The sequence below is a fragment of the Acidicapsa borealis genome (genome assembly GCF_059115245.1).
The window spans coordinates 2,645,606-2,670,889 of sequence record NZ_JCACNY010000001.1 but is presented as its reverse complement, the minus strand read 5'-3'; the positions used below and the strand labels follow the sequence as shown (position 1 = coordinate 2,670,889).

Below are 25,284 nucleotides of genomic sequence, written 5' to 3'. Positions count from 1 at the left end.
TGCTTCTTTTTACAGCAAGAACAAAGGAACCCTCGGTCTCACGCCATGCTTAAATTGATTTCCTCGCGATCCGAATTGAAACGCCCGATACAATCGTGGCCATGGCGAACGCTGCTGCGATGCGCGTTAATCATTTGCTTTTACGTTTCAGTTTCAACTCTTCTTCACGCGGACGGACAAGCCGCTACGACGCCTCCGCTATGGATGCGATATCCCGCGATATCACCAGACGCCAAAACAATTGCCTTCATCTATCACGGCCATCTCTTCTCTGTGTCGAGCACTGGTGGGCAAGCTACCGCGTTGACGGCAGGGATCTCCCACGAAACCACGCCTGTTTGGTCTCCGGATGGAAAATGGATCGCTTTCGCCTCAGACAGATTTGGACACTATGATGTCTTCATCATTCCGGCCGAAGGCGGAGCCGCGAAACGGCTCACCGCCTATTCTGTGGATCAAATTCCCACCGCCTTTACACCGGACGGCAAGTTTGTCATGTTCAGCGCGCATCGGACAGACATCAGCCAGAGCGCAAAGTACCCCTCGCGGATATTTCCGGAGCTTTATAAAGTCGCAGTTACTGAAGGACACGCTCCAATTCAGATCTTGAGCACGCCAGCGCTGGGAGCGCACTACGATCACCAAAGCTTACGAATTCTCTACGAAGACGTTAAGGGCTATGAAGATCCATGGCGCAAACACGAGACATACGCAAACGCACATAAGATCTTTCTCTATGACTCGCGAGGTTCAAGCTTCAAACAACTGACCTCGTACGTAGGAGAAAATCGCAATCCTCAGTGGGCTCCCGACGATCAGTCGTTTGACTATCTAAGCGAGGAGAGCGGCTCCTTCAATGTCTGGCAGATGCCATTCAGTAATGACCGTGTCGGTAAGCCGAAGCAACTGACACATTTTGCAAAGAATCCTGTGCGCTTTCTGACTGTAGCCGCGAGCGGCACACTTTGCTTCGGCTTTGACGGCGAAATTTACACGCTGGGTGTGGGTTCTTCAACTCCGCAAAAGCTGAACGTACGAATTGCGTTGGGTGAAACTCGACCGAACCAAGAGCTCCTTCACTTTAAAGACAGCGCCACCGAGATGACCTTGAGCCCTAATGGGAAAGAGGTTGCCTTCGTTGTGCGAGGCGACGTCTACGCCGCTTCCGTTGAGACGGGCGATACGAAGCGCATCACGAACACACCAGGCCAGGAACGCAACGTATCCTTCAGCCCGGACGGGCGACGCCTCGTCTTCGCTGCGGAATATGAAAGGCCGTGGGCTCTCTATGAAGCCTCGATCGTTCAGCCCAAGGAAAGCGAGCCATACTTCTTCTCGGCTACCAGCATCGACATCAAGCCGCTGCTTCGCAATGATCAAGAAAACTTCCAACCAAAATATTCACCAGATGGCCGAGAGGTCGCTTACCTTGAGAACCGCACGACGCTCAAGGTGCTTAATCTCGAGAGTCGGACGTCTCGCACCATCCTACCGGGCGAGTTCAATTTTTCATCTGAAGATGGTGATCAATGGTTTGCGTGGTCGCCGGATAGCAAATGGCTCCTGGCTACCTTTCTAGATCGCACGCGATGGTCGAAGAAGGCCGGCCTGATCGCCGCGGATGGCCAGCATCCGCTCACAAATGTCACTGTGTCCGGATATGAAGCCACGCATCCGCAATGGAACAAGGATGGCAGCGGAATGACGTGGATCAGCGATAAGTATGGTCTTCACGGCTCAGGCTATGACAGCGACTTTAATGGTGACATCCTGGAAGCTTTCTTCTCCCAGGCCGCAGCCGATCGCTTCCGTCTCTCCAAATCTGAGTACGCTGTGGCGAAGGAACAGGACAGGGACAAGCCAAAAGCTAAGTCGGCCACGGGCGATGCCAAAGACGAGCCTTTTCCTGCCGTCAGCTTCGATCTGAAGAATCTGCAGGATCGAGAAGTGAGGCTAACACTAGGTTCCGCCGACGTGCTGGACAGTCATCTTTCGAAAGACGGGGAGTCCCTGCTCTATCTGGCGAAGGGCGACAACGGGGACGATTTGTGGATCCTTAAGCTCCGGACCAAAGAACTCAAACGTCTCGCATCGATGGATGCACCAGAAACAGATGCCGCTCCGATTCTGCAAGTCTCCGAGGACGACGCGAACGCTTATGTTCTTGCGGCTGGGAAAATCACGAAGGTTGATGTTGCGACCGGTACTTCGCATCCTGTCCCCTTCGACGCGGAGAAAGAGGTCGATGGTACTGCCGAGCGTGCTTACTTGTTCGATCACATCTGGAGGCTCGAAAAAGAGAAGTTCTTCGATCCGGGCATGAATGGAGTTGATTGGAACTACTACAAGAAGGTCTACGCCCGGTTCTTGCCATATATCGACAACGATGAAGACTTTGCCGAGATGTGCAGCGAGATGTTGGGCGAACTGAATTCGAGTCACACCGGCTGCAGATATCGTCGCAAACCTATCGACGATACCGCCGCGCTCGGAGCGTTCTACGATTCGGGGTACACGGAGAGAGGCATCAAGATTCAGGAGATTGTAGACGGCGGTCCTTTGATTGCCGCGACTGCTCGTCTCTCGGCCGGCATGGTGATCGAAGCGATCGATCAAACTCCCATTCTGGCGGGTGCCGATCCAAGCCCGTTGTTGAATCACAGGGCGGGCCATCGCATTTCGCTGAGCATTTACGACCCTGCACATGAGAAGAGATTTGTAGCAGTGGTGAAGCCAATCACCCTGGCCCAAGAACAAGACCTCCTCTACAAGCGTTGGCTAGAGCAGCGTCGAATCGAGGTCGACAAACTGAGTGGAGGCCAGATTGGTTACGTCCATGTCAAGGAAATGAACCAGCGCAGCTATCGTGAAGTATTCTCCGAGGTTTTCGGCGAGAACAGTGGAAAGACGGCAATCGTCGTAGACTCACGTTTCAATCACGGGGGACACCTCCGTGACGATCTCGTCACACTTCTGAGTGGAAAGCAATACCTGCACTACATTCCTCGCGGGCAGATGTTGGGCTGGGACCCTGTAGCGCCGGTCGGAAAGTGGACCGGCATGAGTGCTCTCCTTGTCAACGAAGACGACTACTCCGACGGCCACCTCTTTCCTTGGGTCTATCAGCATCTTGGTATCGGTAAATTAATTGGGACCCCGATTCCAGGCACAGGCACTTCTGCGGCTTGGGAGCAGCAACAGGATCCCCAACTCGTCGTCGGTATCCCATACGGAACCATCGAAGACGTTGCAGGGAATGTGATGGAAAAGACACAGATCACGCCGGATGTGCAGGTGACGAACACTCCAGAAAGCCTCTCGCATGGCACCGACTTTCAGCTTGAGCGCGCAGTTCAAGTTCTCATGGACCCCAAGAGTGCAGTTCCACCGTCCCGTCCTTGAATATCTCGTTGACGTTGAACGCAGTGAGAACATGAGTCTTCATTGTTGATGCTTTCTCACTCTTCACTTCAATATTTCGAACTGGTAGTCACCTTCGAGCGGAGGTAGCCTCAAGCAATAACGACGAAGCGTTGCTGGCGTGAGAGTTGAATGGCGCCGTCAGCTGCGACTCCAGAAACAAGATCGGGCGAGCGATATCCTAGATGATTCTGAAAAAGCTGCAACAAAGTCTGGTCCGTGCTGGCTTCATGTCCCTTCTTTCCCTATTCCTGATTTCCCAATCCGACCATGCGCAGGTGCCTCGACTAGCTGATGGAGATCTAGGCGGAACCGTGATTTCGGTCAGCGCCAATCAAGCTTCGATCAAAACGATCGCGAATGAGCCTTTCCTGATCATGTTTGGTGCGGACACGTCATTTTTCAAGCAGGTCGGTGCATCATTCAAAACAATTCCCGCGAAGTTGAGCGACATACATGTCGGTGACTCGATCAATGTCACAGGTCATCTTGATACAGATGGAACAACCAAACACGCGACAATCGTGATGATTCTCAACGCTCAAACGTCCGAAAGGCTCTTTGCTCACGGAGGTTCTGGAACCTCTCAGGTTTCCGGAATGGTTGAACAGATCAATGGTTCGAGACTGACCGTTGTGCGCTACGACCAGGTCTCGCAGGTGATCGAAGTTGGCCCCGCGACGGAGTTTTTTAAGGGATCGACACCGCAGAGCCTGGCGCAGCTGTTCATTCCGGGGGCGACAACGAATCATTCGGGTCTGGAGGCTACCACACTGGCTGCCATCAAGATCGGAGACATCGTGTACACGTCAGGTGCACTTAAGTTCCCACCAACTACGCCGCTGAAGGACAACATCTACGTTGCGAACAAAGTGGGGGTCTCGCCCAAACCGGACCGCGTTGTTCCCAACGCTAAACCACAACCATGAGTTTTCGCGCCACTAGAAGTTCGAGTAGGAATCTTTTTCAAGATCGAGTCTGAGGAGAAGCAATATGGAGTGCGTAGTGATTGAAAGTGGCATAGCAGGGCGGCGCATGTCTATAGCGTCGAAGCTGCTGATGTGTGTACTTGTGCTGTTTGTGAAATCGGCCATGGGACAAAATGAATGCGCAACAAACCTTAAGGTCAATGGTGACCCGCGCAACGGGGCAGCTTACGTGACATACGTCACGATTCCTCGGATCGACATTCACAGCGCCCTTGGGCAAGTAGAAAAGATCGCTATAGACGGTGGATTCGTCCCGGGCGCGGAGAGCTACGAAGGAGATGTGGGGAGCCTCACGTTTGTCAGGAAAGATAAGAGCGGGCTGCTGCACCAGAACAAAGGTTTCCCGATTCTTGTCAAGGCCGACAAGAGCAATAACCGGCTGATCATGGCTCTCCAGCTTAATCAGGGGCAAGTGTCGACCGCCGAGAATATGCAAAATTTTATGTGTACGATCCTTACGCATGTCACGATGGACAGCGCCGGAGCCGCCGCCGCCGCAGCAGCCCACGCGCAGACTCATAGCGATGAGATCACCAACATCACGGCAATCGAGTTGGCCCAGAAGTTGACCCGACGTGCATGGGGCCTCTCCTTCAAGCCCGGAGACCTCGAAAATGAATATGTGGGAAGGGTGTATCGTCTAGACGGCAAAGTAGTCATCACTGATCCTCTCTCCGCATATACCAGGGCGATAAAGGTTCAGGAGGGTAATCCATCTATTGATATCTCTTACGATACGTCGAAGGTCAAGACCGGGCTTCTGGGCAATTCGGGCCTGGGCGGTGTTCCGGGAGCGCTTGGTCAGGTGATATGTCATTCGGATCCCAAACAATTGGACCGATTCGCCGCACTACGGAGCGGAGATTACGCAACTGTGATTGGCAAAGTGGTGCAAGTGATTGCGACGAAAAACTCCGCAACCCTCTATCTCGACTGTCACTTTGAAAAATAGCTAATGTGGCCGCCTACGGACCTTCTCCTGAAGGCGGCTATTTTGATGGGTATAGCAGACATGAAGCTTTTCGTCCTTTCTTGCTTCGCCGTTTTCGCCGCCACCCAAGCCCATTCGCAAACAAATATCATGGGACATCACCTCGGTGAGAGCGTGTCTCAGTTTCTTGCGAGTGAGCCTGGGCTACAAAGCAGAGTCGCGGAGTGTCGTGTGTCTGAACCGAAACCGTTGACTGTCGAAGAAATTCGCTCGTTGCCGAAACATGATGTCGAATTGCTTGGCGCAAAGATATTTCAAGACATCGTGAGCTCGACGGACACGAAGTTCCGAATCAAGCTAAAACGGAATCCTAATCGTGAAGAACTTGAGGACCTTGCCCGCCAAGGCATGTCTATTTCGATGGACAAGCGAATGCCAGATGTGATCGAGACTTGTACTGCACTCTCCCTATTGAGTCAACCCACACCTTCCAGTCCGGTCCTCATTCATTCGCTGCCTAATACTTGGCCACATCCGCTGACCTGGCATTTCAATCATGGAGTTCTGAACCAAATCGACATCGACTTCCATGGAAGCGATTTTGCTCAAGTCGCGGATGATTTCTCGCAAAAGACTGGTGTGCGCCCGAATGACAGCAACGAAATCGATACGCCAAACATGTACGGAGCTACGATCCACGTTTCTCAAAAAGCCACTTGGCTCACGCGAGAGTTGTATGTGCTTCTCGAAGGGGAGTCGGGTGGCATCGACTCGCAGGTAAGCGCTATGGTGATGACCCGGGACGCTTATGACGAGTGGGCGAAGAGGCATCCTGCTAAAGGCACTCTCGATTGATCAGCCTAGGTGCGGACAACATCAACCTAAAGTCTTCCCGAAAGTCCCGACGAGCTTTACGAAACAGTGAAGAGTGGCTGTGGGCTCCAGTTGACGTAGAGATCTTGTTGAAAGTCCCGCTTTCTCTCCGAATAAAAAATAACTCCTCCCCGCTAGTGTTCAGAGTGTTGGCTAGCTGCAACCTTGGAATCTGGATTCTCTACAGAATTAAGCGAACCATAGAGACATGGATAACGTAGGGGTAAAGATGAGACCTAACGCGCGTCTACTGAGAGTTAATTCAAGCATCGAGGCCATTGTGTTGAAAACCCTTACGTTGTTTCTGTGCCTTCTGGCGTGTGCGCTTTCGCATGCCGAGGTTATGTCGGTGGAGATCACGCACAGGCAGCTCTGGGCTGGCGGCCAGGCGTTTGGCAAAGTGGGCACGTATGAACTGCTGCGTGGCACGGTTCATTACGCTATTGACCCGCACAGCCCATCGGCTAGTAGCGTGGCCGACATCCGCCATGCGCCGGTCAACTCACGTGGTCTTGTAGAGTATTCCGGCCCTTTTGTACTCATCCGTCCCGTCGATGCGGCTCGGGGCAACCACACAACGCTGGTAGAGGCCCCGAATCGGGGAGGGACGCAGATGGAGGGCATATTTTTTGAAACAGAAAACGGGCTCGACCTGATGTCCCCCGAATCGGTGCAAAAGTTGAACGACACGACTCTGTTCCAGTTAGGTTATTCGGTGGCATGGGTGGGTTGGCAGGCACGGATGCTGCCAGCAGAGTTCGGTCTTAACGTTCCCGTGGCTAATGTGCATGGCCCGGTGCGCGCCTCGTTTGCCGAGGGTGATATGACGCCGGACCACAAAGGCTTCGACCTGTCGGAAAGCGGCTTCTACTGCGCACGGGACGCCAGGGAACGTAAGGCCGTGCTTCGTACGCAGAAAAGTTTTGATGACCCTGGAACCATCGTGCCCCGCAATACCTGGCATTTTGCCGCTATCGCAAAAAACAAGGATGAGCGTTGCGGCATTGTCCTAGATCAGGCTGCAGCGGCCAATACGTATTTTAGCCTGGTCTACGAGGGAGGAAATGCGGAAGTAGCAGGGCTTGGCCAAGCGGCGCTTCGTGACTTTGCATCGTATCTGAAAGATCGCAAGGTCCCTTCCGAGATCAACAGACAGGGCTATGCGGACGCGATCGTTGCGTTCGGTTATTCGCAAAGTAGTCGTTTACTGCGTGACTTCGTCTATCGCGGTTTCAACACCGACACGGCTGGTGCGCGTGTGTTCGATGGCATGCTCATCGTCACCGGCGGAGCAGGACGCGGTTCGTTTAATCACCGTTACGCGCTGCCTGGTGAAGCGGGCAATTCGGTCTTGAGTGATTTGCGCGCCGTCGACTTATATCCATTTGCCGATGTTCCAACGCCGGACATCGACCACAAAGGCAAGGAAGGTCTTCTCGACCGCGCAATGCGCGACCACACTGTGCCGAAGATTATGTATGTCTTCAGCAGCTCCGAATACTGGGCACGCGCGGGATCATTGATCCAAACAACCACTGACGGCAAGCAGGCAGTGGCTCTGGGCGCTGATAGTCGGCTCTATTATTTTTCCGGCGTACCGCATGCTCTGCGGCGTGCGGGCGATTTTACGAAGGCCGGAAAGGAAGCGGCTTACCCCTACAATGCCAACGTTGACCTGGCAGACGGTATGAGTGCGCAACTGGAGAATCTGCGTCTCTGGATCGTCGACAATATCGCGCCCCCCGAAACGGTTGCGCCGGTCCTGGGCTCGACGCTGGTTGCCGCAAGTGACATGAACTTTCCGGCCATACCAGGCATTCGCGTGCCAACAAATCCTCCACCGGTATGGCAACTCAAATTGGGGCGCGATTATGCCACCAAAGGAATACTGAGTGAACCACCGCATATCGGCCCACGCTATCCGTTGCTGGTACCAGCCGTAGATCATGACGGCAATGAACTGGGGGGCTGGCGGGGTGCGATGTCGTCTGTGCCGCTTGGCACTTACACCGCATGGGATTGGAGGTCGCCGGAACTTGCCCCTTTCGGTTTCATCTCAGGCCTCAATGGCGCATTCATTCCATTCGCACGAACCCGCGCCGAACGCTTAGCCGCGAACGACCCCCGGCTATCGATCGAAGAACGCTACGGCAATCGCGAAGGCTTTATGAAAGCGGCCACCGCGTCGATTGACAACGCGATCGCGCGACGCTTCCTCCTACCAATGCAGCGCGACGCCATCATTGCGAAAATGAACGGATACTGGGATGAAGTAGCTAAATTCGATTGGTACCTGGGCAAGCACGAGGCACAGAAATGACGTCAGGATGTGCCGAGCAATCGATGAGACCGGCATGCTGTTTAGTAGGTATCACCGTTCTCCGGCAGGTCTGAAGGAGCCGAGGTAGTCATGATGTGCATGAAGATTCGGGAACTGTTCGTTATGCAAATTGCCGCTATTGTTTTTGTTTGCACGGCATTCGCGCAGACTCCAACAGCAGATACCAACAACAAGCCTGTTGAGGTCATGGTTGTCGGCATGTACCACATGTCAAACCCTGGTCACGATCTGCATGACGCCAAGTCTGATGATGTCCTGCAACCCGCGCGCCAAACCGAACTAGACAAACTGACCGATAGGATCAATGGATTTCACCCGACTAAGGTCGGGGTTGAATGGGACGCTTCCGAGGTTAAAGAGCGTTATCCACTATTCCTTTCAGGAAAGCTAGCTCCTAGCCACAATGAGGTCGTCCAGGTGGGATTCCGTCTCGCCCAGAAAGCAAGCGCCGAGGTTTACGGGCTGGACGCCGATGGAGAATTTCCATGGCAGCGTTTGGAAGATTATGCGAACGCTTATGGATTCAAGCAGCTTCTCACTCCCCCTGGATGGGGAGATGATCTTGAGCTTCAGCGTCGAATCGACCATGAAGGGATCATCTCTGCGCTTTGGTACTTGAATCAGCCAGAGCACATCAGAAGAGAAAACAGCGGATACAGAAGTCTGCTTCGAATCGGTTCAGGTGCGGATCAGCCTGGAGCGGATCTATTGGCTGCATGGCAGCATCGGAACCTTCTCATCTGTTCCAATCTCTTGCAGGTGGCCAAGCCGGGAGATCGTATCGTCGTCTTCTTTGGAGCGGGCCATGCATACTTGCTCCGCCAGTGTGTCGAGGAGACACCCGGCCTAGTGCTTGTCGATCCTCTTCCAATTATCGGTCGCGAGTAGAGCCGTTTCTCCAAAGGATATGTGTCAAGTGGCGCTCCAAGAAATCGCTTGGCACTGACCAGTGCTGATTGTTGCGCCGCCCTCAAGTGTCAATTGAAATATTCGAACTTGTGGTGAGTGGCACTCACTTGTAGTTTGAGGGCATGACGGCTATATCCAAGCCAGAACGGAAGCCAGCAAACTCTGCAGCAAGTTCTGCAGCGTGCCTATTCCTAACAATGGTTTTCGGTACGTACGGTGCTTGCGCTCAAGCGCATGAGAATTCCGTTGGTGAAAGCCGGATCGACAAATAGCAAGCAACACGAAGGAGCCCGTTGATGAAAGCACTTGTAAAGTCCGCCGTTATGGCTCTGAGCACTGTTCTTCTGAGTGCAGGGCTCTTGAATCCAATCCAAAACCTGAAGGCACAAGCCCCTATGACCACATCAATAGTAACGGCCTCATCGCTTGTTGGAACATGGACCCTAAGCGCGGCAGACGATTTGCTGCCAGATGGCACAAGGGTTCACGCCTACGGTTCCAATCCTTCCGGCCTCCTAATATTCCAGGCTGACGGGAGATATGCGCTCCAGATCTACAGCGCAGAACGAGCGAAGTTCGCCGCGGGCGACAAGAAAAAGGGGTCTCCCGAAGAATATCGAGACGCATCCGTTGGCGCGAGCTGCCATTTTGGGCGTTACACGGTTGATGGGGAGAAGGGCACGATCACGTTCAAGATTGATGGCGCATCATTTGTCAATTGGGTGGGAGCTAGCCAAACACGCCCCTTCACCATTAAAGGAGATGACTTGGAGTGGCATGTTCCGGCAACTCCTGACGGTAAGGTTCCAATCTCCGCGTGGCATCGAGTCCAATAATCAGAACCTAACGATCCACTCCAATTGGATAAATCGATTCGAGGAATGATGAAGAGATCAAGGTGTGTCATTCTTGCCTCCGCCATCGCATGCCCAGGTGGCCTATGCTTGACTGCGGAAAGTAGATCTTCAGTTCAGCACGTTCAGACTGATGCCGCACCCATCGCGACAGCCGTGTGGGCGAAAGGCCTTCTCTTCGTTAGCGGACAGACGGCCTCGCCGGTGACCGGGGCAGTAGGCTCTCCCCAAGGAGAGCCTGCCTACGGCGATACCAAAACGCAAACGATCAGCATATTTCACAAGATCGACGACATCTTGAAGGCGCAGAATCTTGCGCTAAAAGATGTTGTGTCGATGCGTGTCTATCTCGTTGGTGTGCCGACACAAGGCGGCGCGATGGACTTTGCGGGATTTCAAGAGGGCTATGCGACCTTCTTCGGAACGCCTGCTCAAAAACTAAAGCCGGTACGTGCCACTGTGCAGGTTACCGCTCTCGCACATCCTTGGTCTCTAGTGGAGATCGAAGTGATAGCAGCACGGTAAGGACACAATGCCTGATTGCAGCAGCATTGGTTGTGTTTCGGGAGAGCGTAACGCCAAAGGAGTGCAGATGATACGTACGACGATGATATGTATTGGCCCGTCAGGTCAGCGCTTCCACTCTCGCCTCTTCAACCTGTTCGATCAGCAAAGCTTACCTCCGTTGAACTTCGTCTCGATTCGGCTGGAAGACAAGAATTGGACCAAGTTCCAGATCGAGGGTTCAGATAATCGAATTCTCAGACTGAAGGCAAAACTCCAGGGTCTGACTGGAGTGGAGTTGTGCGCCGATGGCCAGATCGCCCAGCTCTGTTCCATCCCACGAGCGGTTGAAGATGGTCTTTCTTCCTTGGGGGTTTCAATAGCACGCAAACGAGATGATCGAACCGTTAGAGGCCTTCAATAAGACGTGAACGTCCTGCCCTTGGATGCAGAGACCACTCTCAGAGCCGGTAATGTTCAACACCACAGTTCATCCAGTCGATCAGTTCGCGTCCTGCTGCAGCGCTTAGCAATATATGGGCGTTGAAGCGAGGTCGATCTTTCTAAGAAGCTTCGCGATGTAAGCAACGAGGAGCCGGACGTCTGTGCCAACACAATGGGAACACGCGCACCAATGTCAGGTATGTGGACACATCGTTCGCATTGACGATATTGATGCCAAAGTTATCGCAGCGGGAATTGTCTCTTGTCAGAAATGCGACGCTTCCGGCCCGGTGAACGTAAAGATCATTGACGCTCGACAGATCTCAAATGTCATACCTACGTTACGTGGGAAGAGGCAGTGACATCTGACTGTCCCAGCGCGTGTGTTTGAGCTTTCGCATGAAGGTCCGAAATAGCTCGCTGATCGCCGGGGAGGGATTATCGGCTCGGGAGATCAATTGCGTCTTCATTCTGAGGCGAGTGTCATCAAGCGGTCTCATGGTGAGTCCATCTCGTGCAATTCTTAGAGCCCCCGATTTCGGCGCAATGACAATTCCGCCAGGATCGAGCAGGAGAGATAGACACTCTTCCGGCACCATGAAGTGCTGTAGGGTAGACGGAATGACGCGGCCCTCACGCGCTAGCTTCTGAATCAGATCATAAAGCGGAGGATGAAGGTTACGTTGAAACATGATCCATCGCCTGCGCGAGAGATGATCTAAGTCGAGAGCAGGAAGTTGAGCCAACTGATCTTCCCTGGACATGACAACGTAGAAGGGCGACTCTTCAATTTCAAACTCGACCAATTGGCCTGACTGCGGCGGCTCGTTTACTAGGGCTAGATCAAGGTCACCATTGAGGACATCCTGAGTCAGGTCGCAGGAAAATCCACTGGAGAGTTGCAAGTGTAGTCGGGGAAACAGCGGTAATCGGATCGAGCGGAGCATTGTGGTGAAGTAAGGATCAACATAAGGTGATCGACCGACGTTGAGGACTAGTTCTGCCTCTTGCTGAGCAGCACGTGCAGCCTGTACTGCGCGTCCGGCGTGAAGGACGACGATTCGGGCTTCTTCCACATAGGCCTTTCCGGCCTCAGTCAAAGAAACAGTGTGGTGCGCACGAACGAAGAGGAGAGCACCTAGGCTCTCCTCAAGTTCGCTGATGTATTTTGTGACAGCCGGTTGGCTAATATGGAGGCGCTTGGCAGCTCGGGAGAAGCTGAGCGTCTCTGCCACCGCGATGGCCGCTTCCATATGTTTTAGGTCGATCCGGCGTTTTGCCTTGCTTCGGGCCATGCCTACCCCCACTTGAAACTCTGCCTGGGGACCAAGAGAGCCTGCAATGAGTAGTGGAAGGGCTCTCAGATAAATGGAAACGCGAAACTTTCTTGAAATCTTCTGGTGGGAGACTATCCCGTGAATAGTTTGACACATCTGCTTCCGTTTCCGTGGCCTACGGCGTGCAGCTTGCGTAGAGGACTATCACGTTTTGGAATAGTCGCTCGGCAAAATGTGATTGGACTTTTGGAGGCCTCTGCGCCAATCGTAGTCAGCAAGCAGTATCCGAAGGATCAATAGCGGACACACTTCGTAGCAGTACGCCGCACAAGTCGCCGCGTTGAGACAGTGTGACGCTGCTCCGGCTTCAGAGGAGGCACAGTGATGATGGACAGACTACCGGATCAGGAATTGGGAAGAAAGCCTGTACGAAGTGAGCCGTTCGTTCCTGAGCCTTTGCTGGATACCGACCAAGCAGCAGCCATCATGCGGATACATCCAAAGACCCTCCAGCGATATGCACGACAAGGAATCGTTCGAGGCTTTCAGTTGGGTTCCATGTGGCGTTTCCGAGCCAGCGACATCGATCGATGGATCACTGAGCAGCTTGCAAGCTGAATTTCCACTAGACCTCTACCCGGCGCAGCGATAGCCTTGAATCAAGCCACCCGTTGCGCCGGAGACCAGGAGTATTTATGGCAAGGCGCACACGGTATCAGCAAGGAAGCGTGCAGCGTAGCAAGCGGCAGAAGGGGCCTGATGTTTGGGTCTTTCGCTGGAGAGAGATTGGGCCGGACGGCAAGAACCTACAGCGTAAAGCTGTGATCGGCACGACCATCACTCTCCCGTCGGAAGCAGCAGCCCTGAAAGCCGCCAACGCGTTGCGCATCGACGCCAACCAACAAACCCCGCGGGCGGTGAGCTGCCCGAGTACGATAGCGGAGCTGATCGGGCACTATCGGTTGAAAGAGCTGACCGAAGACGAACAAGGACGCAAAGCGCACTCGACGCGAGCCGGCTACGAATGCTATCTGAACGGCTGGATTCTTCCACGGTGGGGCGACCACCGCTTGCAGCAGGTCAAGTCAGTTGCCGTGGAAGAGTGGTTAAGCAGCATTCAGCGGGCACGAGGAACAAAAGCGAAGATTCGGAACATCATGAGCGCTCTCTTCAGTCACGCGATGCGGTACGAGTGGACGGACAAGAATCCGATCAAGCTCGTGCGCCAAAGCGCGAAGCGGGAGCGTATTCCCGATGTCCTCGAACTGCACGAACTCCAGGCTCTTTTGACGAAGCTCGCCGTGCGGGAGCGGACCTTGGTTCTGCTCGACGCGGCGACGGGTCTTCGGGTCAGTGAACTTCTCGCCTTAAAGTGGGACGACATTGATTTCGAGAACTTGGAGATTCGCGTCACCGAGTCCATCTGGCACCAGGTGATGGGTGTCTGCAAAACAGAAGCGTCGGCCAGGCCAGTCCCGATGGACGGTTACATGGCCGAGGATCTTCTGCGATGGAGAAAAACCTGCCTCTATCCGATGGAGTCCGATTGGGTCTTCGCCAGCCCGACCATGAAGGGCACACAACCCTATTGGCCGGACAACCTCATGAAGCGGCATATCAAGCCAGCAGCGAAGGCGGCTGGCATCCACAAGAACATCGGTTGGCATACCTTCCGCCATTCCTTCGGCACACTGCTCAAGGCAAACGGAGAAGATGTGAAGACCGTTCAGGAGCTTTTGCGGCACGCCAACAGCAAGATCACGCTCGACGTTTACACGCAGGCCGTGAACTCGCACAAGCGGGCAGCACAGAGCAAGGTTGTTCAAATGATGGTGCCGAACGTGGGCACAAACGTGGGCGCACAGCAGAAACAGGCGCGGACGGGCGCAGAAGCGTAATCATAGGGCGATTCGCTATTGTGACCTTATTGTGTCCTGATTTGCTTGTCACTTAGGTCCCATATATTCCGTAAGTCCTTTGGAATGTATGGCGGGGACGACGGGGCTCGAACCCGCGACCTCTGCCGTGACAGGGCAGCGCTCTAACCAACTGAGCTACGTCCCCAAGGCCGTGTCTGGCGACATGGCTTGTTTCAACTTTTTGATTCTAGCAGAAGCACCGGGGTGTGTGCATCCTGAGCTCTGGAAAACTTAGCCGCTAGCTTCGCTTGGGGCTTGCATTAGGAATAGCCGCTCATAGCGAGGCTGAGAACCAGGTTCTCAACCTCACCCTGAAACCGGTCAGGAACTCAGGCTGCTACGAGCGGCACGAGCCGCTGGGACGAATCCCATATCGAGCGAGATGCCGCGGACGCATTGCAGCAGATTGTTGGCAATGGCCGGGAGCTTCTGCGCGGTAACTCGGAAGCTTGGGCCGGAGATGCTGACTGCTGCTACAGGCTGGCGCTGAGCGTCAAGGACTGGCACTGCAATGCAGCGAAGACCTTCTTCGAGTTCTTCGTCATCGACGGCGTAGCCGCGGCGGCGGGTCTTTTCGATCTCGGTGCGAAGGGCTTCAGCGCTACCGATCGTGCGGTGCGTGAAGCGCTCGAACTTGGTACGGCGGATCACGTCGGCGATGCGCTCTTCGGGGAGGAAAGCGAGGATTGCTTTGCCGACCGAAGTACAGTGGACCGGGTTGCTGGCGCCGACGCGGGTGATCATGCGGACTGAGCGGGCGGGCTCGATCTTGTCGAGATAGATGATGTGGGCCTGCTCCAGAATGCAGAGGTGGGCGGTTTCTTCAGTTTCGTTGACCAGGCGGCGAAGGTGCGGCTGAGCTCGGTCACGGAGGTCATATTGCTCGATGGCGCGGTTGCCGAAGTCGAATAGACGGAGTCCCAGGCGGAACTTGCCGTTGACCGTGCGCTCGACCATGTGGTGGCGTTCTAAGACCATCAGAAAGCGATGGGCGGTGCTTTTATGCAGTGCCAGCGACGAGGCGACCTGCGCTAAACCTAATGGAACGTCACTTTCTCCCAGTAAATCCAATACAGCGAAGGCCCGGTCAAGTGCTTGGACCTTATAGGTACCCTGCGGTGCAGTGTCTCGCATTATGAATCCTCATACCGCCCAATGAACTAATAGCAGTTTGCTCCCCTCCCCCTGGGCGTGTCAAGAACTAAGACGGCATCTCAGCCTGTGCCGTCTGCGAGGCCATACATCTGCGCTGTCGGCCATTGGTCGACAGCGTAGCGCTCTGAGGGGGTTTAGGTTTGGCGTCAGGGGCACATTCTACGAACGATTGGCGGCCATGGGAATGCAGAAGGGGGGAGGGGATACACTTCTTGTCGCAGGTGATTGATATAGCAGCACTTAGAGCCAATTTTCATGCGCTTTTGTGGCACTTTTGTGCACTTACTTGCGTTGAGCTCATGCTGATTGAACTTAGGACTACGTTCATTGTGCCTGAAATGCAGTAAATAAAACGCAATTGTCACTGCAAAAACTTTATGGCGTAGACAGAGTGCCGGTGGCCAGGAATTCCTTGACCCGTTTTGAAACTGCCGGGGCGTCGCAGCTCATGATGATGTGGGCGCAGGAGCCGTGGGAGATGTAGGTTGGCGCGCCGAGGGCGGCGGCCCAGTCGATAGCGGGCTGCGGGTTGACGAGGTGGTCTTCGCCGGCAACGATGACGAGGAACTTGGCGCGGGTGGAGCGGGCGGCGGCGGCGAGAGACTGTTTGCCGATCACATCCTGGGCCATGATGGCGCGAAGCTGCCAGACACGGTCGTTCGCGTCGAAGGGTTGCAGTGCACCTTTGGCCTTGACCAGAGATTCGAGCTGGTCGCGCGGGGTCTGCTGATTGACCTGCTCCGGTGTAGTTACGACCAGGGCACCGATGAGATTGGCGAGATGCAGATCCGGCGGAGTCGTATAGTTGCCTTCGTTATAGCCTGGTGCAGTCAGGATGGACTGGGCCTGGATCTGCTTGACGAAAAGGTCGTAGGTTGTCGGGCGCGGCGTGCCGAGGATGGGCACAGCGAGGTCAAAGAACTCGGGGTGCAGGACGGACCACACAAACGTCTGTTCGCCGCCCATGGAAAGGCCTATGACCGCGTGGAGATGTTTGAGGTGCAGGATCTCGGTCATGACGCGATACTGCGCCGCGATGTTGTCACTGGGCGTGAACTGCGGGAATGCGGTACCGTGTTGCGGGCCTTTGTCGGAGGGAGAAGACGAGACGCCGTTGGCGAATGCGTCGATGGCGATGCCGAAGAATTTTGTCGTGTCTACGAGCTGCTGCGGTGAGCTGCCGTCGCCGAAGAGCCCTGATAGGTCGGAGCTGAGGCCGTAGAGCCAGGTGGGCATGAGGACGGCGTTATCGCCTTTTGCATTTAAATGCCCGAATGTCCGGTAGCCGACGTGGCAGTTGTCGATGGTCTGACCGCTTTCGAGCTTGCACTGGCCGAGGTCGGCGATGCGGAGCTTGCCGTCCTGAGCGTTTGCGGCGATGACGAAGACACCTACGAAGAACAATGCTATGGGAGTAAAAACGATGCTGGCACGTATCGACATGGACTGCTCCTCGTTACGTCTTTATACAATGCGGGACGATCTTTGTTGCGGACGCCGCCCACCTTGAACACGATGAAGCCGTGTTGAAGGTGGGGCACTCGCGGTGGTGGAGGACGATGGAAGAAGCAGATTCCCTTCGGGAATGACAACAAGAAAGGCAAAGGCAACGACGGGGGCAACTGCAGCAACGAAAGCAGCGGTAGCAACGACGCCGATATGTTTTGCCGAGTGTGGGGCCTAGGAAGGACAATGAATTGTCGCCAGGTTGAATGCCTGCGCACGCCTTAGTACCTGCGAGAAGAAACGACCCCTGGAGAGAACGATGACGGATGAACGGAAGCAATTCCCTGCCCCTGCGAGCGAATTTAAGAGCCAGACTGCGGTTGAAAATGGTAACGATACCACCGGCATCAGCCGCAGAGAGCTGCTCGGAAGCCTATCGGCTCTGGGTGCGATTACTGCGCTGGGTGGTTCGTCGGCGCTGGCGAAGGCTGCTGGTGCGCCGGTAAAGGCGAAGATTGCGTCTGCGGGTAGCCTAGTGAATGTGTTCCAGGGGACCGGTGGACACGGACACTTGTATCCGGGAGCGACGATGCCGTTTGGCATGGTGCAGCTGAGCCCGGACACATTCAATGATGAGTGGGACTGGTGCTCGGGCTACCACACCAGTGACACGTCGATCATGGGATTCAGCCACACGCATCTGAGCGGCACGGGCTGCGGCGACCTGCTGGACTTTTTGGTAATGCCGCGCACGGGCGAAGTGAAGCTGGAGCCGGGCGACCGTAAGAATCCGGAACAGGGGTATCGCTCGAAATTCGATAAGAAGACGGAGTTTGGCGAACCGGGGTACTACAGAGTGTTGCTTGCGGATACGGGCATCAAGGCGGAGCTGACGGCGACCGAACACGCGGGCTTCCATCGCTACACCTTTCCGGCGAGCGACTCGTCGCATGTGGTGATCGACCTCGCGCACATCTATGGGCCGATCGAGCATGGATTGAACTGGGGCAGCCTGAAAGTTGAGGGCAAGGACACGCTGCTGGTTGGGCACTCGACGAATTCGTGGGGCGCTAAACGTGAGCTTTTTGGCGCGCTGCAATTTTCGCGGCCCTTCGACAAGGTTGAGGTGTTTGTAGACGGCAAGCCCGCCGGATCGCCTTCAGACGAAGTGCGCGGCAAGGTGGTCAAGGCGGTCGTTCACTACAAGACCAAGGCCGGCGAGCAGTTGCTGATCAAGACCGGCATTTCCGGCACGGGGATCGATGGTGCGCAGAAGAATCTGAAGGCGGAGATTCCGGCGTGGGATTTTGGCAAGGTCCAGGCGGATGCGGCGGCGGCTTGGAAGACGCAGCTGGCGAAGATCGAAGTGGAGACGACGGACCGGAATCTGCGGACGCTTTTCTATTCGTCGCTCTATCACTCGATGCTGGGGCCGACGCTGTTTGACGATGTGGACGGTCAGTATCGCGGCATGGACGGCAAGAATCATCAGCTGGAATCCGGGCAGCGGAACTACACGACCTTCTCGCTGTGGGACACATTCCGAGCAGAGCATCCGCTGTTTACGCTGATCCAGGCGGATCGTGTGCCGGACATGGTGAACAGCCTGATCCGCATGGCAGAGCAGAGCCCGGCGGGAATGCCAGTGTGGCCGCTGCAAGGGACCGAGACGGGCACGATGACCGGGTATCACTCGGCATCAGTAATGGCTGAGGCCTGCGTGAAGGGCTTCCAGGGAATCGACTGGGAGCGGGCGTACGCGGTAATGCACAAGCGCGCGTTCGTCGATAACTATCGCGGCCTGGATTGGTATCGCAAGATTGGCTACATTCCCTGCGATCTCGAGGATGAAGCGATCTCGAAGACGCTGGAGTATGGCTACAATGACTGGGCCGTGGCGCATGTAGCGGCGAAGGTCAACGAGAGCAGCGACGCGAAGACGCTGATTGAGCGGAGCCGCAACTACCGCAGCTACTGGGATCCGTCTACCGGCTTTCTGCGGCCAAAGTTCGAGGACGGCAAGTTCTCGACGCCCTTCGATCCCATCGACATGGGGCACTGGGATAAGTGGCGTGACTACACCGAGTCGAACGCGTGGCAGACGGCCTTTGGCGTTCAGCACGACGTGACCAGCTATATCGAATTGTTTGGCGGAGACGAGGCATTCCTGGCCAAGCTCGACAAGCTATTCAACCAGCCGTCGACGCTGCCCAAGGATGCTCCGCCGGATATTGCGGGAATGATCGGGCAATACGCACATGGCAACGAGCCGAGCCACCACATTGTCTACTTGTACGCCTATGCCGGGCAGCCTTACAAAGCGCAGCAGCGGATCCATGAGATTGTGACGACGCTGTATTCGAACAATCCGGACGGCATGGCGGGCAATGAGGATTGCGGGCAGATGTCGGCGTGGCTGCTGCTGAGCACGATCGGCTTCTACCCCGTGGACCCTGTCAGCACGAAGTACATTATCGGGACGCCGATCTTCGACAAGGTGACGCTGAACCTGGCGGGTGGGAAAAAGCTTGTCATCGAAGGGCGGAAGCCGGCTCCGGGTGCGTTCTATGTGCAGTCGGTCGAGTTCAACGGGCAGCCGCATCCTCGGTCGTGGTTCACACACGGCGATATTGCCGGAGGCGGGCAGTTTGTCTTTAAGATGGGGACGAAGCCGAATCCGGAGTTCGGGAAGTCGGCGGCGGACCGGCCGAAGTCGGAACTGACGATTTAGCCATGACTTACGGCATCTCGGGACGGCGGGTTGGGGGGTTCCCTGACCCGCCTGCTTTTTGTGGTTTTAAAATTTCCACAGATTTTGATAACTAATCCTTTAGTTGATCGTCTATTTTGGTAGTGCGAGAACCCTTCCTGGGTTTGGCGCGGAGATTACGATGCCGCCGAAGAAGTCCATTACGCTGACCGAAGCTGAGCTGAGGCTGATGAAGATCCTTTGGCTGCGCGGGGAGTCCGTGGTAAGCGATATGGTGGCGGCGATGCCGGATGGTGAGGCGCTGGCGTATAACTCCGTATTGACGACGATTCGCATTCTGGAGCAGAAGGGCTACGTGGAGCACCGGCAGGAGGGGCGCGCCTTTGTCTACTGGCCGACGGTGGCCGAGCATGAGGCTGGGCGGTCGGAAGTGCGGCATGTGCTGAGCCGATTTTTTGGAAATTCGCGGGAACGGCTGCTTTTGTCGCTCTTAGGAGATGACGACCTTTCTCCGCAGGAGTTACAGCGGTTGAAAGAGGCGATTGCCAATGCTGCCGACGATAGCGAAGGTGCGGGTGGGCTTGAATTGGCGGCGGGGGAGGAACTGCGATGATCGAGGTTAGTTCCCTTCTGCGCGAGGATGTTCAAGTCGCCTTTTTACAGCTGTCGCAGGGCGCGGCGGCAGCGCTGCTTACGGCGGTGTGGCAAGGTGCGCTCGTGGCTGGGACGCTGACGGTGTGCCTGAAGTTTGTGCCTCGGACCACGGCTTCGCTGCGATTTGCGCTCTGGGCCGCGGGATTCGCTCTGGTGGCGGGGCTTCCCTTTCTTCCGGCCCTGCTGACGGGACCCGCTTCTCATGTGGCCATGGGTGGTGGGAGTGCCGGTCACGTCTGGCTGCAACTGGATGTGCGCTGGAGCGTGGCGATTACCGCGCTCTGGGCGTTGGCGTCGTTGTACCGGGCTGGTGATCTTGCGGTGCATTGCCTGCGGCTGCGGCGGTTGTGGTCAACGGCTGTGCCAGTTGCCGATGCAACCATGCAAGTTGCGAACGGGCGGCGTGTCGAGCTTTGCACGACGGCCGAAGTGGATCGGCCTAGCGTCATTGGATTTTTCCGGCCGCGCATCTTGGTTCCTACTTGGCTGCTGGAGCAGCTCTCTGCCGATGAGTTGAATCAGATTGTGCTGCATGAGATGGAGCATCTACGGCGTCGGGATGACTGGACGAATCTGCTGCAGAAGCTGAGTCTCGTCGTGTTCCCCGTTAACCCGGTGCTGCTGTGGATGGAGCGTCGGCTCTGCCGGGAACGCGAGATGGCCTGCGATGATGGCGTGGTGCGGGTGACGCAGGCTCCGAAGAGCTATGCAGCCTGCCTGGCGAGCCTTGCGGAGCGCGGGATGGCACGTCGCTCTTCTCTGGCGGCGCTGGCGCTGGGAGCGTGGCAGCGGCGTCCGGAACTGGTGGAGCGGGTGCATAGTCTGCTTCGGCGTGGACGGGTGCTGGGGCCGGTGGGTTCGCGGGTGTTGGCTGGAACGGTGGGTTGCGCGCTGGTTGCGGGGGCATTTGGTCTTTCGCGTTGCCCGCAATTGGTGGGTTTCCGCAGTGAAGCGTCTGAAGCGATCGCGAAGGCAGAGCCACCTGTGAAGTCAGCAATCTACTCCGCGACGAGCAGCAGTGGAGATCGATACTTTGGAGCTGGGCCGGCGGTTCAAGCTGTGAGTGTACCGTCGAAAGAGCGATTTAGAGCGGTTTCCCTGAAGGTGACTCTACCCGTGTCACCTGCTCCCAAGTTTGTCCACGCGTTGGAAAATCATCCCTTGCGCACTGCGCAGACGGTGGCGAATCGGGAACGCAAGCTAATCGCGGCTCAGAGGCCGGATGCCGAACAACTGGTGAACGCGCAGGCGAATCTGTTTGCCGACGCCGGGTCTACACGCGCTGAGATGGTGCGCTGGAGCGAATCGATGGCCAATGTTTCCGACGGCCAGGGGCAGACTGAGAGCTACGTTGTCCTCACCGCCTGGGAAGATGATGTTCGGCCCGGTACGAATGCTCTTCAGTCGGATGGTGCGCAGTCGAACGATCTCGATCCGAAGCCTTCCAATCATGTCGCAAAAGAAGTTTCGAGGCCGGCTGTGTATCGCCGCACGGTGACACAACTGATCTTCCGCGTGTTGCCTACAAGTTTTGATTCCACTTTGCCTGCCGGTTTGCCTGCTCCGAATGAGCGTGGCGGCTGGCTGGTTTTCCAACTCTAAACGCTCAACAAACTCACCCAATGCGAGGAAACCATGTCACCATCAACTAATTCATTAGTATCAAAAATCAAATCGCTGAAGTCCGCCAAGCGGTTCGCTCTTCCAATCGCTGGAGCAGCGGCGCTGTTGGTCAGTATCCCCTTCGCGCTCGGTCATGGCGGAGTCCATGCAGCGAGCGGAGCGATGGCGATGGACGAGAACAGCGTCTCTTCGCTGGTGGCGCTCGACAATGCCGTTGAAGCAGTGGCCGCCAAGGTCACGCCTGCCGTGGTCAACGTGTCTGTCACTTCAACGGGAAGGCACGAGCAGGCCGATGGCGATGATGACGGCCAGGATGGACAAAGCGGGCAGGGGCAAATGCCAGACGGCATTCCTCCGGCGTTGCGCCGCTTCTTCGGCCAGGGTGGCGGGGGGAATTTCGCTCCGCAGGGTCCGCAGGTGGAACACGGAATCGGAAGCGGTGTCATCATCTCCCCGGATGGCTACATTGTTACCAACAACCATGTCATCGACAATGCCACGGAAATTCGCGTAACGCTCAATGACCGCCGCGTGCTCAAGGCGAAACTGATTGGCGCGGATAAGCTCACCGACCTCGCCGTAATCAAGATCAACGCCGGCGGCAACCTGCCCAGCATCGCTTGGGGAGACTCGGGCAAACTGCATCCCGGCCAGACGGTCCTCGCTTTCGGCAGTCCGTTCGGTTCGCTTCAGTTCTCTGTAACCCGCGGCATTGTGAGCGCGCTGAACCGCCCCAACCCTGACCTGCAGGATCGCCGCAAGCCGGGCGACTTCATCCAGACCGACGCGGCCATCAATCCGGGCAACTCCGGCGGACCGCTGGTCAACGCACATGGCGAGCTAGTGGGTATCAACACGTGGATCATCACTGGCGGTACGGGAGCGTTTGCCGGTGCAGGATTTGCGATTCCGTCGCAGATCGTTCACTCCACCGCTGACGCGCTGATCAAGAACGGTACGGTACACCATGGCTACCTGGGCATCAGCATGAATGACGTCACTCCGGAAAACTCCAGCTTCTTTAACCTGCCGGATGCGAACGGCGCGATCGTCAGCGATGTAACGCCTGACTCGCCCGCAGCCAAAGCCGGCCTGAAGGGTGGCGATGTTCTTCGCGAGCTCAACGGGCAGAAGATCGTCAATGGCGGGCAGCTGCAGGTAGTTGTGAGCCAGATCGCACCTGGTAATTCGGTCAACGTCGGTATCCTGCGCGATGGCAAGCCCGAGACGCTCAAGGTTACTCTGGGCGAGTTCAAGGGCAATAAGGAACTGGCCAGCAACGGCAATGGTGGAGCTCCCAAGGGCGGCAAGATCGGCGTTGGCGTCGGCGACCTGACGCCTGACTTGCGCGATCAGCTCAACGTGCCGAAGCAGGTCAATGGGGCCGCAATCCAGAGTGTTCGTCCAGCCAGCCCGGCGGAAGATGCTGGCCTGTCGCCGGGCGACATCGTCCTCGAAGTGAACCGTCATCCGGTGACCTCTGCTGAGAAGTTTGTCAGCGAAGTGCGCTCTACCCCGGCGGGCAAGGACATACTGCTGCTCGTCTGGTCCCGTGGCGGCACAACGTACCGGGTTGTCCATACCGATGGCGCAACCCAGGGCGATCAGGGCAACCAGAACGGCCAATAAAGATCAACTCAAACACAACAAACGAATCAACGGCCGCCTCTTCTTGCGAAGAGGCGGCCGTTTGTCCGGGTTCTACCACTTACAAGCGATGCGCTAGGCTTTGGTGGCGAACAGAATAGCGCCCTTGCCGCCGTCTGCTTCGCCGTCGAAGATGGTGAAGTAGCCATTCATGATGGGCAGGCCGAGGATCGCGAGTCCAGCTTCGCCCGAAGTGATAGCAGCGGCCGCCGATCCTACGTTTTCGGTGTTTACCTGCCAGTAATCGGAAGGCACGACTTCCAGCGAAACGTCCGCCGTATCGCCCTGGAGAATGAATGTGATTGTGGGCCAGTCGGCGAGATTCAGCGAAGACATATCCACCAGCTTGCCGTCCTTGATCGACTGGTTCAGCAGGGCCTGCTGCGCCGTAGTGAACTTCGAGATGACCGCCTTGAGCAGTTGAGGGCTGAGGCTGAGGCTGTTGGTTCCGCTATCGATGATCGAGTTCGAAGGCATACCTTGGGGACCATGCAGACGCGCCGCAATCGGCGAGCTCTTTCCAACGATGATGGACTTCAGATTCGTGCTGTACCAGTCATCGGAAAGAACCTTCACGGTCTGGAAGCTCCCCGTATAGAGATCGGTATTTTCAACGCCGCCACCGACAATCATCCAGCCGTTGTTGAGCGGATCGCTGGCCGGATCAGGGCCGGCGTGGACAAAGGAACGATGCGTGATAAACGAGATCTTGTCCGATACAACGCCCTCGTCGGCGAGTTGCGTCAGATACGGCTTGATCACTCCTGATTTGCCGGTCCGCACATCATTCGAACTGTACTGGTCTTTCCACGTGTCGTTGGGCATGGTGAAGGCATCATCGAGCGGCGCGTAAGCAAGACCAAGAATGCCGTCCGTATCCTGCCCGAACATGTCCTGCGAGGCCTGATAGGCGACAGCGACATTGGCATCAGGCAGAACAATCTGCGTGTCACCTGAGCCAATGGTCACGGGCGTATTCAAGACCGCACCGGTCCAGCTGCTACCGTCCCCGTACGAGTCGGTCTGAGCAAGGTTTGTGGATTGCTCGCCACCCGTAAAGGTGGGTTTGTATTTGCTGCCATCGATCGCCAGCGCGCTGCTGCCGGTGTCAAGGATGACGTTCATTGGCTGCTTGTTGGGACCGACCAGGATCTGACCGGTGTAATCGCCGCCCATGTAGATATTGGTGATCGGGATACGAGCGTTCTTTGCCATTGGAATTTACCTCGCTTTATACAGTTTCGATTTCACTCCACCATACTTGCAGGAATGGAATTGCAAGAACAGGAACTGCAAGACAAGGATCGCAGCAACAGGCACATGGAGTTCCAACGACGGGGAATGTGGCAGCGATCATAACTTGCACACGCACCGGTGACAAGACTCAGCAACGAGGGTTGTCCAGGGCGGTCATTGAGTAGGTGGCCGAGGGAGGTTCTTTGTGACTAAGAATAGGAATAGAAAACACGCTGATAACTTTCGATAAGCCGCCTCGCGAGATCATTCTTGCCATTTCGAGCATCAGGCGCAACTTACCGTGTCAGCAGACTTCCGTCGATTCAAGTCCATTACGTGGCGCCTGCGATTC

General features: G+C 55.9%; 18 protein-coding genes and 1 tRNA gene. 14 read left to right on the top strand and 5 right to left on the bottom strand.

Going from position 1 to position 25,284, the window contains the following annotated elements; genetic code table 11:
- The first annotated feature begins 204 nt into the window (after positions 1-204).
- From AC5S27_RS11025 to AC5S27_RS10990, 8 genes are all read left to right on the top strand, one after another.
- Positions 205-3,402, top strand: coding sequence for a S41 family peptidase (locus tag AC5S27_RS11025; protein WP_493934618.1), 3,198 nt, complete (start codon positions 205-207; stop codon positions 3,400-3,402).
- Positions 3,403-3,605: 203 nt separating this feature from the next.
- Positions 3,606-4,349, top strand: coding sequence for a hypothetical protein (locus AC5S27_RS11020; RefSeq protein ID WP_493934617.1), 744 nt, complete (start codon positions 3,606-3,608; stop codon positions 4,347-4,349).
- A 76-nt stretch (positions 4,350-4,425) separates the two neighbouring features.
- Positions 4,426-5,361: a hypothetical protein gene (locus AC5S27_RS11015; protein WP_493934616.1), complete on the top strand. Its 936-nt coding sequence runs from the start codon at positions 4,426-4,428 to the stop codon at positions 5,359-5,361.
- Between the two features lie 60 nt (positions 5,362-5,421).
- Entirely contained in the window at positions 5,422-6,195 is a 774-nt protein-coding gene (locus AC5S27_RS11010; RefSeq protein ID WP_493934615.1) for a hypothetical protein, read from the top strand.
- Between the two features lie 301 nt (positions 6,196-6,496).
- Entirely contained in the window at positions 6,497-8,533 is a 2,037-nt protein-coding gene (locus AC5S27_RS11005) for an alpha/beta hydrolase domain-containing protein (RefSeq protein ID WP_493934614.1), read from the top strand.
- Positions 8,534-8,632: 99 nt separating this feature from the next.
- Positions 8,633-9,442 (top strand): DUF5694 domain-containing protein, encoded by an 810-nt coding sequence (locus AC5S27_RS11000; protein WP_493934613.1) that lies wholly within the window; start codon positions 8,633-8,635, stop codon positions 9,440-9,442.
- A gap of 317 nt (positions 9,443-9,759) precedes the next feature.
- Positions 9,760-10,299: a lipocalin-like domain-containing protein gene (locus AC5S27_RS10995; RefSeq protein ID WP_493934612.1), complete on the top strand. Its 540-nt coding sequence runs from the start codon at positions 9,760-9,762 to the stop codon at positions 10,297-10,299.
- A gap of 108 nt (positions 10,300-10,407) precedes the next feature.
- On the top strand, positions 10,408-10,842 hold the full coding sequence (locus AC5S27_RS10990; RefSeq protein WP_493934611.1) for a Rid family hydrolase: 435 nt from the start codon (positions 10,408-10,410) through the stop codon (positions 10,840-10,842).
- A 764-nt stretch (positions 10,843-11,606) separates the two neighbouring features.
- Here the strand turns inward: AC5S27_RS10990 and AC5S27_RS10985 are convergent.
- Positions 11,607-12,560 (bottom strand): LysR family transcriptional regulator, encoded by a 954-nt coding sequence (locus tag AC5S27_RS10985; RefSeq protein WP_493934610.1) that lies wholly within the window; start codon positions 12,558-12,560, stop codon positions 11,607-11,609.
- A 366-nt stretch (positions 12,561-12,926) separates the two neighbouring features.
- Between AC5S27_RS10985 and AC5S27_RS10980 the strand changes: the two genes are divergently transcribed.
- Together AC5S27_RS10980 and AC5S27_RS10975 are read left to right on the top strand one after the other, a co-directional pair.
- On the top strand, positions 12,927-13,160 hold the full coding sequence (locus tag AC5S27_RS10980) for a helix-turn-helix domain-containing protein (RefSeq protein ID WP_493934609.1): 234 nt from the start codon (positions 12,927-12,929) through the stop codon (positions 13,158-13,160).
- A gap of 77 nt (positions 13,161-13,237) precedes the next feature.
- Positions 13,238-14,440, top strand: a complete 1,203-nt coding sequence (locus AC5S27_RS10975) for a tyrosine-type recombinase/integrase (protein WP_493934608.1) — start codon at positions 13,238-13,240, stop codon at positions 14,438-14,440.
- A gap of 89 nt (positions 14,441-14,529) precedes the next feature.
- On the opposite strand, the gene AC5S27_RS10970 is transcribed toward AC5S27_RS10975, so the two are convergent.
- The 3 genes from AC5S27_RS10970 to AC5S27_RS10960 all read right to left on the bottom strand — a co-directional run bounded on the left by AC5S27_RS10970 (position 14,530) and on the right by AC5S27_RS10960 (position 17,059).
- Positions 14,530-14,606, bottom strand: a tRNA-Asp gene (locus AC5S27_RS10970).
- A 176-nt stretch (positions 14,607-14,782) separates the two neighbouring features.
- Positions 14,783-15,595, bottom strand: coding sequence for an IclR family transcriptional regulator (locus AC5S27_RS10965; protein WP_493934607.1), 813 nt, complete (start codon positions 15,593-15,595; stop codon positions 14,783-14,785).
- Positions 15,596-15,991: 396 nt separating this feature from the next.
- Positions 15,992-17,059: an alpha/beta fold hydrolase gene (locus AC5S27_RS10960; protein ID WP_493934606.1), complete on the bottom strand. Its 1,068-nt coding sequence runs from the start codon at positions 17,057-17,059 to the stop codon at positions 15,992-15,994.
- A 322-nt stretch (positions 17,060-17,381) separates the two neighbouring features.
- Here AC5S27_RS10960 and AC5S27_RS10955 point away from each other — a divergent pair, with 322 nt between their 5' ends.
- The 4 genes from AC5S27_RS10955 to AC5S27_RS10940 all read left to right on the top strand — a co-directional run bounded on the left by AC5S27_RS10955 (position 17,382) and on the right by AC5S27_RS10940 (position 23,678).
- Positions 17,382-19,793, top strand: coding sequence for a GH92 family glycosyl hydrolase (locus tag AC5S27_RS10955; RefSeq protein WP_493934605.1), 2,412 nt, complete (start codon positions 17,382-17,384; stop codon positions 19,791-19,793).
- A 160-nt stretch (positions 19,794-19,953) separates the two neighbouring features.
- On the top strand, positions 19,954-20,385 hold the full coding sequence (locus AC5S27_RS10950; protein WP_493934604.1) for a BlaI/MecI/CopY family transcriptional regulator: 432 nt from the start codon (positions 19,954-19,956) through the stop codon (positions 20,383-20,385).
- Entirely contained in the window at positions 20,382-22,028 is a 1,647-nt protein-coding gene (locus tag AC5S27_RS10945) for a M56 family metallopeptidase (protein WP_493934603.1), read from the top strand. Before AC5S27_RS10950 ends, AC5S27_RS10945 begins: the two co-directional genes overlap by 4 nt.
- 33 nt (positions 22,029-22,061) lie before the next feature.
- A complete protein-coding gene (locus AC5S27_RS10940; protein ID WP_493934602.1) occupies positions 22,062-23,678 on the top strand; it encodes a trypsin-like peptidase domain-containing protein in 1,617 nt (538 codons plus the stop codon).
- A 93-nt stretch (positions 23,679-23,771) separates the two neighbouring features.
- On the opposite strand, the gene AC5S27_RS10935 is transcribed toward AC5S27_RS10940, so the two are convergent.
- Complete coding sequence (locus AC5S27_RS10935) at positions 23,772-24,911, bottom strand: pepsin-like aspartic protease (protein ID WP_493934601.1); 1,140 nt, start codon at positions 24,909-24,911, stop codon at positions 23,772-23,774.
- Between the last annotated feature and the right edge of the window lie 373 nt (positions 24,912-25,284).

Bases quoted from the DNA above. Each gene is read 5' to 3' on its own strand.
- AC5S27_RS10935 (WP_493934601.1), bottom strand. From the start codon at position 24,911: ATGGCAAAGAACGCTCGTATCCCGATCACCAATATCTACATGGGCGGC.
- AC5S27_RS10950 (WP_493934604.1), top strand. From the start codon at position 19,954: ATGCCGCCGAAGAAGTCCATTACGCTGACCGAAGCTGAGCTGAGGCTG.
- AC5S27_RS10945 (WP_493934603.1), top strand. From the start codon at position 20,382: ATGATCGAGGTTAGTTCCCTTCTGCGCGAGGATGTTCAAGTCGCCTTT.
- AC5S27_RS10965 (WP_493934607.1), bottom strand. From the start codon at position 15,595: ATGCGAGACACTGCACCGCAGGGTACCTATAAGGTCCAAGCACTTGAC.
- AC5S27_RS10985 (WP_493934610.1), bottom strand. From the start codon at position 12,560: ATGGCCCGAAGCAAGGCAAAACGCCGGATCGACCTAAAACATATGGAA.
- AC5S27_RS11025 (WP_493934618.1), top strand. From the start codon at position 205: ATGCGATATCCCGCGATATCACCAGACGCCAAAACAATTGCCTTCATC.
- AC5S27_RS11020 (WP_493934617.1), top strand. From the start codon at position 3,606: ATGATTCTGAAAAAGCTGCAACAAAGTCTGGTCCGTGCTGGCTTCATG.
- AC5S27_RS10975 (WP_493934608.1), top strand. From the start codon at position 13,238: ATGGCAAGGCGCACACGGTATCAGCAAGGAAGCGTGCAGCGTAGCAAG.
- AC5S27_RS11010 (WP_493934615.1), top strand. From the start codon at position 5,422: ATGAAGCTTTTCGTCCTTTCTTGCTTCGCCGTTTTCGCCGCCACCCAA.
- AC5S27_RS10940 (WP_493934602.1), top strand. From the start codon at position 22,062: ATGTCACCATCAACTAATTCATTAGTATCAAAAATCAAATCGCTGAAG.
- AC5S27_RS11000 (WP_493934613.1), top strand. From the start codon at position 8,633: ATGAAGATTCGGGAACTGTTCGTTATGCAAATTGCCGCTATTGTTTTT.
- AC5S27_RS10980 (WP_493934609.1), top strand. From the start codon at position 12,927: ATGATGGACAGACTACCGGATCAGGAATTGGGAAGAAAGCCTGTACGA.
- AC5S27_RS10955 (WP_493934605.1), top strand. From the start codon at position 17,382: ATGACGGATGAACGGAAGCAATTCCCTGCCCCTGCGAGCGAATTTAAG.
- AC5S27_RS10995 (WP_493934612.1), top strand. From the start codon at position 9,760: ATGAAAGCACTTGTAAAGTCCGCCGTTATGGCTCTGAGCACTGTTCTT.
- AC5S27_RS10960 (WP_493934606.1), bottom strand. From the start codon at position 17,059: ATGTCGATACGTGCCAGCATCGTTTTTACTCCCATAGCATTGTTCTTC.